Annotated in this window: 11 protein-coding genes; 8 read left to right on the top strand and 3 right to left on the bottom strand. The window is 51.5% G+C overall.

Features of this window, described 5'->3' with window-relative positions; all coding sequences use genetic code 11:
• Window positions 1-79: 79 nt before the first annotated feature.
• The gene (locus tag F1728_RS17165; RefSeq protein WP_145044777.1) at window positions 80-1,354 is read right to left on the bottom strand and encodes a DUF1501 domain-containing protein; all 1,275 of its coding nucleotides are present in this window, start codon (window positions 1,352-1,354) and stop codon (window positions 80-82) included.
• A gap of 63 nt (window positions 1,355-1,417) precedes the next feature.
• On the bottom strand, window positions 1,418-3,064 hold the full coding sequence (locus tag F1728_RS17160; protein WP_155365119.1) for a DUF1549 and DUF1553 domain-containing protein: 1,647 nt from the start codon (window positions 3,062-3,064) through the stop codon (window positions 1,418-1,420).
• A gap of 409 nt (window positions 3,065-3,473) precedes the next feature.
• On the opposite strand from F1728_RS17160, the gene F1728_RS17155 reads away from it, so the two are divergent.
• Window positions 3,474-4,268 (top strand): SDR family NAD(P)-dependent oxidoreductase, encoded by a 795-nt coding sequence (locus F1728_RS17155; protein ID WP_155365118.1) that lies wholly within the window; start codon window positions 3,474-3,476, stop codon window positions 4,266-4,268.
• A 2-nt stretch (window positions 4,269-4,270) separates the two neighbouring features.
• Here F1728_RS17155 and F1728_RS17150 read toward each other — a convergent pair whose 3' ends face one another.
• On the bottom strand, window positions 4,271-4,753 hold the full coding sequence (locus F1728_RS17150; protein WP_194242411.1) for a PilZ domain-containing protein: 483 nt from the start codon (window positions 4,751-4,753) through the stop codon (window positions 4,271-4,273).
• A gap of 676 nt (window positions 4,754-5,429) precedes the next feature.
• Here F1728_RS17150 and F1728_RS17145 point away from each other — a divergent pair.
• The 7 genes from F1728_RS17145 to F1728_RS17115 all read left to right on the top strand — a co-directional run bounded on the left by F1728_RS17145 (window position 5,430) and on the right by F1728_RS17115 (window position 11,407).
• On the top strand, window positions 5,430-5,918 hold the full coding sequence (locus tag F1728_RS17145; protein WP_145044785.1) for a 3-hydroxyacyl-ACP dehydratase FabZ family protein: 489 nt from the start codon (window positions 5,430-5,432) through the stop codon (window positions 5,916-5,918).
• Window positions 5,919-5,993: 75 nt separating this feature from the next.
• Window positions 5,994-6,746 (top strand): 3-oxoacyl-[acyl-carrier-protein] reductase, encoded by a 753-nt coding sequence (fabG, locus tag F1728_RS17140; protein ID WP_145044787.1) that lies wholly within the window; start codon window positions 5,994-5,996, stop codon window positions 6,744-6,746.
• Between the two features lie 192 nt (window positions 6,747-6,938).
• Window positions 6,939-7,325 (top strand): acyl carrier protein, encoded by a 387-nt coding sequence (locus F1728_RS17135; RefSeq protein ID WP_145044789.1) that lies wholly within the window; start codon window positions 6,939-6,941, stop codon window positions 7,323-7,325.
• Between the two features lie 144 nt (window positions 7,326-7,469).
• Window positions 7,470-7,958, top strand: coding sequence for a 3-hydroxyacyl-ACP dehydratase FabZ family protein (locus tag F1728_RS17130; protein WP_145192232.1), 489 nt, complete (start codon window positions 7,470-7,472; stop codon window positions 7,956-7,958).
• Between the two features lie 175 nt (window positions 7,959-8,133).
• Window positions 8,134-9,417, top strand: coding sequence for a beta-ketoacyl-ACP synthase II (gene fabF / locus F1728_RS17125; protein WP_145192235.1), 1,284 nt, complete (start codon window positions 8,134-8,136; stop codon window positions 9,415-9,417).
• 213 nt (window positions 9,418-9,630) lie between these two features.
• Window positions 9,631-10,662: an alpha/beta hydrolase gene (locus F1728_RS17120; RefSeq protein WP_194242410.1), complete on the top strand. Its 1,032-nt coding sequence runs from the start codon at window positions 9,631-9,633 to the stop codon at window positions 10,660-10,662.
• A gap of 325 nt (window positions 10,663-10,987) precedes the next feature.
• Window positions 10,988-11,407, top strand: a complete 420-nt coding sequence (locus tag F1728_RS17115) for a response regulator (RefSeq protein WP_145044797.1) — start codon at window positions 10,988-10,990, stop codon at window positions 11,405-11,407.
• Window positions 11,408-11,483 lie beyond the last annotated feature (76 nt).

Genomic DNA, 11,483 nt, shown 5'->3' with positions numbered 1-11,483 from the left:
GAAACGAGACTAAAACAGCGGAAGCCCCTGCGAGCATCCGCTGTTTTATGGCTTCATTCAGCTGATCATCAGACTGAGACTAACCGATCAGTTCTTTAATCGGAGTTCCACCATTGGCCAGCTTCATCGGACGACCGCGTTTTGAGGTATGTACGATATCCAGCGGAATACCCAGAGAGTGAGCAACAGTTGCCCACAGGTCGCCAGGCAGATAGCTCTTGCCTTCGATGCCGATACCATCGCTGTCGGTCTTACCGATAGCCTGACCGTTCTTCAGTCCGCCACCACCAACCATGGCGGTCCAACTGGCGGCCCAGTGGTCACGACCGACGTTCTGGTTAATCCGCGGGGTACGACCAAACTCACCCATACAGACGATGGTCACATCATCCAGCATGCCGCGTTGTTTCAGGTCGGTTACCAGAGCTGAGATCCCTTTATCCAGCTGAGGCAGGTTCTGATTCTTGAGTGAATCGAACACACCCTGGTGCAGGTCCCAGCTGCCAACCGAAGCGGAGACTTCGACGAAAGGCACACCGACCTGGACCAGACGACGGGCCAGCAGCAGTCCCTGTCCGAAGTTGCCGGTACCGTAGGCGTCTTTGACAGCCGCTGGTTCCTGATCAACTTTGAAGGCTTCCATCTGGCTGGAAGTCATCAGGTTGACTGCTTTCTTGTAGATGTCCTTGTGAGAGTTGGCGGACTCACCACGCTTGGATTTAATGAATCCGGACTCCAGAACCTGGAGCATGTCCAGCCGCTGACCCAGACGCTGTTTTTCAGCCATGTTGATATCAGCGTTCTGAATAGTTCCATTGCTGGATACTACGAATGGCGAGTGAGCCATTCCCAGGAAGCCGGCACTACCCCGGCTGCCCCCGACGGAAATGAACGAGGGGATATCCAGTTCTTTACGACGTGAACCGAGTTCGTAGCTGACCACCGAACCGAAGGTCGGGTGTACCACGGTGGGGTTAGGTACGTATGCAGAGTGCATGTAGTAGGTACCACGGGCATGGTCAGCTTCACGAGTACTCATGGAGCGAATCAGCGAGAGGTTGTCCATGACCTGAGCGGTCTTGGGCATGTGCTCAGAAATCTGCATATCACCTTTGGTACTGATCGGCTTGAATTCGCCGCCGTTCTTGGAACCCGGTTTCAGATCCCAGATGTCGATGGTCGGTGGTCCACCCGGCATCCAGATCAGGATACAGGCTTTCTGCTGCTTCGTAACCTGAGCAGCATTCGCTTCCAGATGTGACAGGAAGTTCATGGTTGGAATCGCGGTCGCTGCACCTGCGACGTGCTTCATAAAGTGCCGACGCGTCATTCCGTAAGGATTCATAATAGTCATGATAGTGGCCTTTTGCGAAAAGGATGTTTGTTTATTGATTTGTCTTTAGCACGACGCTGTAGTTTAGTGATTGAAAATAAATTCGTTGGAGTTCAGCAGAGCCCAGTACAGGTCCTGGTAGGCGGCCAGTTTATCCGGAGACCGGGCGATCAGCCTCTGGGCACTGGTCACTTCCCGACGATCAGGATATCGGCTCAGAGTCGAGAGGAACATTTTACGGATCTTATCCTGATCGTTCCCCTTCGACAGCAGCATCTGATTCAGATAACTGCCGCTCTCGGCGCTGATTGCGTTCTTGGTTAATTCTCCGTTCATCATCATCAGAGCCTGAGGAATGGTGCCATTAAATGTGGTGGCGTCGTCCCCGGAATCTGTATCGAAGGCAACCATAAACTGATTCATCCACTGACGACGCTGCTGTTCGGCCCGTTCCCAGTTAGACTGTCCGGACTTGTGAGCACCCGTGGCGACAATGAGTGAATCGTACAACTGTTCGGCAGTCATGTTCTTAACGTACATATGAGAGAACAGAGGAGTCTCTCCACGTTCAGGACTGTCAATTTCATTCTTGCTGCCATACTGACTGGTCAGGTTGTAGGCTTCACTGTTACAGATCCAGCGGGCCAGCTGTTTGAGGTCGTAATCTTTTTTGACCAGTTCTTCGGCCATTTTATTTAACAGTTCAGGGTGTGAGGCAGGGTTATGAGGACCCATGTCATCCACGGGACGGGTGAAACCGTAGCCCATGAAGTAACCCCACATCCGGTTGACAATCGCAGTGGCGATCAGAGGACGATCTCCCTTTACGATCAGCTTGGAAAATTCCTTACGCCGTTCAACGCCTGAATCAGGGCTGACTTTAAATTCTTCAAAGATCGGATAAGCAACCTGCATCAGACCCGAACGTTTTTCGTAATAGACAGGACCGTCAAATCCGGTGGCTACGATTTCTGAATAATCGTCAACCTGACGACCGGTCTTTGGATCAGTCTTACGATGGTTCACCCGTCGCATCTGACGGAAGAAACTGTTGTATTCCCAGAACTGGTTCTGTTTCCAGTCGTTAAACGGATGGTTGTGACACTGGGTGCACTGCACCTGGATTCCCAGGAACAGTCGCGTCGTGGCGGCTGTAACCTGCACTGCTTCGTCATTGTTCTGCATCTGGGCCAGCAGGTAGTTGACTGCCCCGTTTTCTTCAAAATGCCCTTCCGCAGTCACGAGATCCTGAACGGTTTCATCCCAGGGGCGGTTTTTGGCAAACACCTCACGCAGGAACTTTTGCATCCCGTTGCGGCTCACCCGTCGTGGAGTACGACGACCGATGAGCAGGTTCGTCCAGACATTCGTAAAGTTCTGTACATAGCCGGGATCGTCCAGCAACTGATCAATCAATTTAGATCGCTTGGCAGAGTCACGATCTTTGACAAACTTCTCAACCGTTTCTGCGGAAGGGATTTGACCAATCAGATCCAAGTGAACTCGACGAATCCACTCCTCGTCGGAAGCGACGGGAGAAGGATCGACTTCGTTGTCTTCCCAACCCTGGCGCACCCGCTGGTTGATGAAGTCGATAAATGGATCAAAAGCCCCGGTGGAAAATGCCTTCGTTCTGCTCTCCGGACCTGCAGCCTTGACGGCAGGCGCCACAGCGCTGGCACAAAGTAATACTGTGAAAACAACACTGAGTTGTTTAGAAAAACGACGCATTTTCGAGTACTCCACTGTTGTAAAAAAATGAGAGACTGAAGACGCTACAGCAGTCGCACCGGTATTGCTGTGCTCCACCAAATTGCGAAAAGAAAGCTGTCTCGCTACTGTAATAACTAACTCAAAGCGCAAAACATTCGAGGCGACTCTCAATAATATCTGGAAATTATGCTAATTACCTTACTATAGAGTACACGATTTTCCACAATTTCCAATGCGAATATCAATCATTTTTGATGCTAACTCTGAATCCCCGAGACAGCTAATATCAACATAACACTCTGATATCATAGACCTTATAAACGATACTATCCTAACATTTACCCCTCTTCAGGGGAATCAGCCCTTCATCTGCCCGGGCTCAACGACACATACGTATACTTTATTCTAGATATATTGAGATCAATCCATGACAAACCAGTATCAGTTCCAGGGCCAGGTAGTCATTATTACAGGTGCAGGAAACGGAATTGGTCGCGCCACCGCAATCATGATGGCTGAAGCCGGCGCTCACGTGTTTGCAGGGGACGTCAAACATCTCGCAGAAAACCGGGACACGTTCGAGCAACTTGGAATTGTTGAAGTGAGCTGTGACGTGCGTCAGGAATCGGACGTACAGGCATTAATCGAACAGGCTGTCAACCAGTATGGTCGCATTGATGTGCTGGTAAACAATGCTGGCATCGGCATGGTGAAACAGATTCATCTCGTCTCTGAGGAAGAGTGGGACGCCTGTATCGACACCAACCTGAAAGGGACCTTCCTGGGTTGCAAACATGCGATTAAACACATGCTGACCACAGGTGGGGGAGCAATCGTCAACACCGCCAGCAACGCGGGTCTACTCCCACGGGCGCATGACCCGGTTTACTCAATCAGCAAACACGCGGTCGTAGCCCTGACGGAAAGCCTGGGACTCTGCCACGGAAAAGACAACATTCGTATCAACTGTGTCTGCCCGGGACCGGTCGGAGAGACCGGCATGATGAATGATGACATTGCCAGAGCCGTAGATCCGGACGGGCTGACCCAGTCTATGATCAACGCCAGCCCGATCGCTGCCGCCAACAAACGAATGATCAGCCCACAGGAAGTTGCATCTGCCATCTGCTACCTGGCCAGCCAAGACGCCCTGATGGTTTCCGGCACCGCTCTCCGCATTGATGGTGGCAAATCGCTGGGAGTACCACCACAGGCTAAATAGTTTCAGCCTGCAAAACAGGAGGGAACGTGCTCTTTGAGCAGTTGGATCTGCTGATCGGTTAACGGGGTCACCAGCTTGCAGTCGACGCGATGGAATTCGCTGTCCAACGATTCACACCGTAAGACCTCTGCAGAGACATTCAATGTAAAATTCAGTTGTGTTTCTTCGACGCGCAACTGGAGTTGTTCCCGCGGCTGAAATTCAGATCGGGCAGCAAAGGAAATCCCGTTGCGACTGACATTAATCGCATAGCCTTTTTTACCAGTTGCTTCCCCTGTAGCAGTCAGCCCTGCTTCATCCTGATTGAAGGCCAGAATGATGGCATCACTTGAATGCCGGGGAAAGGCACGACGTTCACCGGCGTGCCCCTGCGATTGTTCGAAACGCTCCGGCTTGGGAACGGCGGGAGATTGCTTCTGCTCCAGTTTCTGCAGCAGACTTCCCCAGGTTCGACCTGTCGAAGTGGTGGCCACCCGAGTCGTCAACCCAGCAGCGCTTCTGCAATTGCGAAAAGAAACAGGTTCACTTTTTCGAGAGATTCCCGGCGGTAAAATCTCCTCAATCGCCTGTTTTCTCAAATTAACGTCCGGCTGACTCTCTGTGACAATACCCATTAGTGTAAACCCGTTACAGGATGAAAGGTCTGTTCTTTTTAACAGGTCCGGATGTTCGCACACAGAACCTGACTCTCTCTAAACCTAGGTCACAAAATGGGTCACGTCAAAGTTCAATCGACAATCATTCACCTCCTATTGACTCCTGCCTGCCAGACAATATGCTCCCACACTACATCGAGATTCATTATAAATAGGTTGCTACCTGGCCAGATAAGACTCTCGAACCTGGATCATTCCACGTATCCTGTTACTTGCTTTACACTTACGGCCATATTTATCGAAACGTTGAATTTTCAGGGGATTTCGGGTTTGTCTGGTGAGCAACAAGCTTGAGAAACCAGTATCGGGCAATTATACTGCCACGTTTCCAATGACTCTGAAGAAACGAATGAAGTTTTTCGGACGGATCATCGATAGGGGATTCTATATTTCAATCCGATTGATCATGACCGCAGGATGAGTGCCCTGAAGATCTCAGTAACGCCTCTGCTCTCCGGTTACACCGAGAACACCTTTCCCTGACAGGTAGCGAGATAATACAGACATGCGATTTTCGCTCGTCGATCAAATTAAAGAACTCGAGAAAGGCAAGTCGATCACGGCTGTCAAAAACCTTTCTCTCGCCGAAGAGTATTTGCAGGACCACTTTCCCGGCTTCGCTGTCATGCCGGGCGTACTCATGGTCGAATCCATCGTGCAGGCGGGTGCCTGGCTGATGCGATATACCAATGACTTTCAATACAGCACTGTCCTGTTGAAACAGACCAAGGCCATTCGCTTCAACAGTTTCGTCACCCCCGGCAAACAGCTGCGGGTTTCGCTCAGCATTCAGAAGTGGGAGGACAACCTCTGCACACTGAAAGCTTCGAGCGAAGTCGAAGGGGAAGCGGCTGTCAGCGGACGAATCGTTCTGGAGCAGTTTAATCTGGCTGATAAGAACCCGTCGATGGCCGACAAGGATGCAGACCGGATCAAGGATCTGAAGACTCAATTTGCCCAGCTTTGGAATCCGGCTAAACAGGTTACCCCCTGAAATCAGAGCGATCCGGAATACGACTTCTGTCAAAGCACTAACAAATCTTGTTAACTATTTAGATTGGATTGAGGAATGAAACTGGAAGGAAGAGTAGCGTTGGTAACCGGCGGCAGCCGCGGTATTGGAAAAGCCGTCGTGCAGGCCCTGGCCCGGGAAGGGGCTAAAGTTGCCTTTGTGTACCGTTCCAGTGCAGAAGCTGCAGAGCAGATCGTCAAAGAACTGGCTGACGAAAACTGCGAAGCCTTCGCGATTCAGGCTGACGTCGCCAACAAAACCGAGACCGATGCCGTTGTGGAACAGGTCATCGAAAAATGGGAAAAGATTGACATCCTGGTCAACAACGCCGGTATTATCCGCGATGGTCTGCTGGCCACCATGTCTGCTGAAGACTGGCAGGCTGTCATCGACACCAACCTGACCAGTGTCTACAACTTCTCCCAGGCAGTGACACGACCGATGATGTCAAAACGTTATGGACGCATCATCAACATGTCCAGCGTCGCTGCTCACTTCGGTAACGCAGGACAGTCCAACTATGCTGCCAGTAAAGGGGGGATCATCGGATTCACCCGCTGCCTGGCCACCGAAGTTGCCAAGCGGGGTATCACCGTTAATGCGGTCGCTCCCGGTTTTATTGAAACAGACATGACCGTTGACGTGCGTAATGCCGCCGGCGATCAGATTAAGAAACACATTCCCGCCCGCCGTCTGGGTCTTCCCGAAGACATCGCCAATGCAGTGCTGTTCTTTGCCAGTGAAGACTCATCCTACGTCACCGGTCAGACTATGGCCGTAGACGGTGGTCTGACTCTGGGTGGAATTTAATAAGCGTAAAATTCGAAGCAGCTCGTGGCTGTGACGAATCGAGATATTTTGTTTTGTCGACCATTCTGGAATTGGGTCAATTCCGATCGTCGACACGGAAATTGTCAAAACTATTCCTCTCGCCGAATAGTTTTACACAGGCTGGGTCGGCGGGAATAATCGACCTGCGGGTCGAAATCAAGGAGTATTTAGATGCCAACTAGAGATGAAATCTTCGATTCCGTTCGTGAAACCCTCGTGGATGCCCTCGGACTGGATGACGACGAAGTAGTGCCCGAAGCGACCCTGATGGGAGACCTCGGTGCAGAATCAATTGACTTTCTGGACATCGCGTTCCGTCTGGAAAAAGCATTCGACATCAAGATTCCCCGTGGGGAACTCTTCCCGGAAAACATCGCTTCTTCCGATTCCGGTTTCGTGAAAGATGGCGAATTCACCGAAGCAGGGATTGCAGAACTGCGTGAAAAGATGCCACACGCAGACATCGATTCTTTTGCCGACGATCCCAAAGTCGAAAAGATGCAGGACCTGTTCACCGTCGAGATGCTGGTTAACTTCCTGGATGCCCGTCTAAAGTAAGCCAGAGTTATCTCTGATTTAGAAAAACTGTCGAATGCAGCACAGCTCACTCCGGGTGGGCTGTGCCGCTTCGTCTGATCGAATCGCATTCAGAGCTGTTCGGTCTGCTTTAGCTTTAAGTCACCTGCAATAAGGTTCGCTGAAATGCGCTGGTTCTGGATTGACCGCTTTATTGAATTCGAGAGCGGCTCTTACGCCAAGAGTGTCAAAAACGTGACGCTGGCCGAGGAGCATCTGCACGACCACTTCCCCGGTTTTCCGGTGATGCCCGGATCCCTGATGATCGAAGGCATGGCCCAGACGGGGGGAATTCTGCTGGGCGAGATCAATGATTTCGAACACATCGTGATTCTGGCCAAAGTGCCCCAGATGACGTTCCACAGCTGGGCCTGCCCGGGTGATCAGCTCATCTATACCGCCAAAATCACCAATGCTGGTGAGGAAGGGGGCGCCGTCGATGTGACCGCCATGGTGGGAGACCGTCTGGTTGCCGAAGGCAGCATCATCTTTGTTCACCTCGATCAAAGTGATTCCGAATTTGGCAAGATCGACCAGAAAAACTTCGTCTTTTCCATGAATCTGCTGGGAATTCTGGACGTGGGTCAGGCTGGAACAGGTGAAGAACAGGCTTAGTGCGGCTATTTTTGAAACCTTGGTATGGAAGCCTTGATTCCAAATGGGCTACAATAATAATTCATTGATCGAAGCATCAAACTAATTACGGGCTGCAAATCATACTCGCTGGGTCAAACAACACTCTGATTTGCCTGCTGTTACCAATTTCAATTTAAAACAAGAATTCAAAGCTATGAACCGCCGCGTTGTGATCACAGGTATTGGGGCCATCACTCCTTTAGGGAAAACCGTGGAAGATACCTGGAAAGCACTCCAGGAGTCCAAGTGCGGAATCTCCAACATCACTCACTTTGACGCTTCCAATTTTCCCACCCGCTTCGCAGCCGAAGTCCACGACTTCCACCTCGAAGATTATGTCGATAACCTCGACCGCTTTGAATATTCTGGACGCAACATCCGCTACGCCATCGGCGCAGCCACCCAGGCCGTGAAAGATTCGGGCATTCTCGACGAAGACTTCGACCCCTCTATTTTCGGTGTGTACCTCGGTGCCGGCGAAGGTCAGCAGGACTTTTACCAGTTCATGAAACTGATCGCCCAGGCCCAGAATGACGGACACGTCGACCTGGAAAAATTCACCAAAGCCGGTCTGGAACAGCTGAATCCGCTGTTCGAACTGGAACAGGAACCCAACATGCCCGCCGGTCACCTGGCGAGCCTGTTCAACGCTCAGGGTCCTAACCTCAACTGTCTGACCGCGTGTGCCGCTTCCAGCCAGGCGATTGGCGAAGCCTCGGAACTGATCCGTCGTGGCGATGTCGATATCATGCTTTCGGGTGGCGCCCACAGCATGATTCACCCCTTCGGCGTCACCGGCTTCAGTCTGTTGACGGCCCTTTCAACACACAATGAAGATCCGGCCAAGGCATCGCGTCCCTTCGACCGCAACCGAGATGGTTTCGTGTTAGGCGAAGGTGCCGGTATGATGATTCTGGAAGACCTCGAACGGGCCCAGAAACGGGGCGCCAAGATTTATGGCGAACTGGTTGGCTATGGTTCCAGTGCCGATGCTTACCGCGTGACCGACATTCATCCTGAAGGTCGCGGGGCGATCAAATGTATCAAAATGGCAATGAGCCACGCCCAGCTCAATCCCGAAGACATTCATTACATCAACGCGCACGGAACAAGTACTGCGGTCAACGATAAAGTGGAGACCCGGGCTATCAAAGGCGCCCTGGGCGACACCGCTTACAAGGTACCCGTTTCCAGCATTAAGAGCATGATGGGCCACCTGATCGCCGCAGCAGGCAGCGTGGAAGCGATCACCTGCCTGATGGCAATTCGTGACAACGTCGTGCCTCCCACGATCAACTACGAAACCCCTGATCCGGATTGCGACCTGGATTACATTCCCAACGAAGCCCGCCAGCAGAACGTCACATCAGCACTCTCCAACAGCTTTGGATTCGGTGGTCAGAACATCTCTCTGATCTTCTCTGAATTCAATGGCTAGACCGCTGCTGATCTGTACGGGTTATTTCACAATATCCCGTAAACCGTCCAGATTGACAGAGACGCTCAGACAAAAACTGATTACACTGTAAGCAGCCCCAGGATCTCCCTCAAAGAGAGATCTGTGGGCGGTGCGTCATCAAGATTTCAACAACGTATGATCATCGTCGCTGCTGCAGGATTAGGCAGCGACTTCGCTTCCAGGGAGACGGTAGTGAATTGGTTGTTCTGGTGCCTGCTGATACTGATCGGCATCGAGTTAATCATCCAATATTGTATCATCCGGGCTGCTTACCCCGTTCTCTATGCGCCCCTGCCAGATCGTTTTCAGCTGGCTGGAACGCTCAATACTCTGCCTGACAAAGAATCCGGGATTCATATTGAGTCAGTCTCCTTTCCTTCCGTTGACGGACTGACACTGCGAGGTCTGCTGGCACTTCCGGCGCAATCCCCACCGCGGGGAGTCATTCTGTTCTGCCACCCATTTCGACTGTCGGGACAGATCGGACTTTACCAGTGTCGCGGCTTACTGGATGCTGGTTTCGCCGTGTTTACGTTTGACTTTCGCAATCATGGCAAAAGCGACCAGGACCCGAATTACAAATCAGTGCATTGGCTGTCGGAACACGAACTCAACGACACCCGCGCAGCCATCAGATATCTCCGCCAGCATTCGGCACTGAAAGAGCTTCCTCTCGGCTTGGTGGGGATGTGTCGCGGCGCAGCAGCAGCCCTCTCAGTTGCGACCAGAAAACCCGAAATCCAGTACATCGCCTGCGAAGGCGCGTTTATCAACGAATCCCTGTTCCTCGATCATGCGATTCGCTGGGGCGAACGTTTTCTGCCACGCCTGTTCATTCAGCTGGTTCCAACGTGGGAGGTGACCCGGGCATTTCGCATTATGGTCTGGTTCACTCAACGGCGTCAGGGGTGTCGCTTCGTAAATCTCAAGCCCCTGCTCCGCAACCTGGAAAACAGAAAACTGCTGTTCTTCGTCGGCGAGAAAGATCAGAGTGTCGTGCCTTGCATGTCAGATCAGATCATCGACCGCATTCATCACTCTGAGACCTCGTTGTGCTCACTCCCGGGTGCGGTGCACAATGCCGGCCGCTTCGCTCAACAAGAACTTTACGATCAACGGCTCGTTGAGTTCTTCTCACGGATGGTCGAGACGCAAGAGAAAGCTGCCTCTGACGCTGCTGATCCTAGTGTGAAATCTGAGTCTGCACTCGTCTCACACCAGTGAACCGGGGCAATTCTGCAACCAAAACAGCCGTAGATCACCTGTTGTGCGAGCCTCATTCTTTATGCATCTCTGCCTATTTGACAGAGATTGAGTGTGTTTGCCCCGGAAAATTAACAGTTGAAAACGCAGTCACCAAATTGTAATAATCATATAACCACCTCTGTTGTAAGAACTTAACAAGACACGCCTGAATACAACCGACATTGGTATCTGATTTGCTTATGTTTTTGCTGTCGAATCACTATTTGCCCCATCCCGATTTTGAGATAGGGTTAGCATAAATCTCCCCTGACAATGGGGCTCTGTCTTTCCGGTGAGCTGTGTTATGGTCAAAGCCAGATCGCAAACTCCTTATCAATTACTGATTGCTGATGACGACTCCGGTTTCCGTGAAGTCCTCAGAGAGGTATTGGCCCCTTACTTCCAGCTGTTTGAGGCGGAATCGGGGGAACAGGCGATTGAGCTCGTGGAACAGACACACGTCGACATCGTTCTGCTCGACATGCATATGGACATTCTGACAGGTCTGGAAGCCGTCCGGATTTTGAAACAGATCAATGCCCTGCTCCCCTGCATTCTGATTACCGCCGATGCGACAGATGAATTGCGTCAGGATGCCAGTGCCGCGAATGCCTACGAAGTGCTGTCTAAACCTGTCAAGCGACAGGAGTTAGTCACGACCGTTTCACATGCTCTGGTCGACACCTACCAGGACCCCAACGTCCCTTTCTGGCTGGGTAACTGAGCCAATAGCTTTTTGAACATCCTGGTGATCCTGGCAATCTGCACAACGGATTTTTGCAGACTCGACTTTTCTTAAA

Origin of the sequence: Gimesia benthica (assembly GCF_009720525.1) — a bacterium.
Classification (GTDB): Bacteria; Planctomycetota; Planctomycetia; order Planctomycetales; family Planctomycetaceae; genus Gimesia; species Gimesia benthica.
The sequence above is the reverse complement of the archived record's forward strand: the minus strand, read 5'-3'. Positions and strand labels throughout refer to the sequence as shown.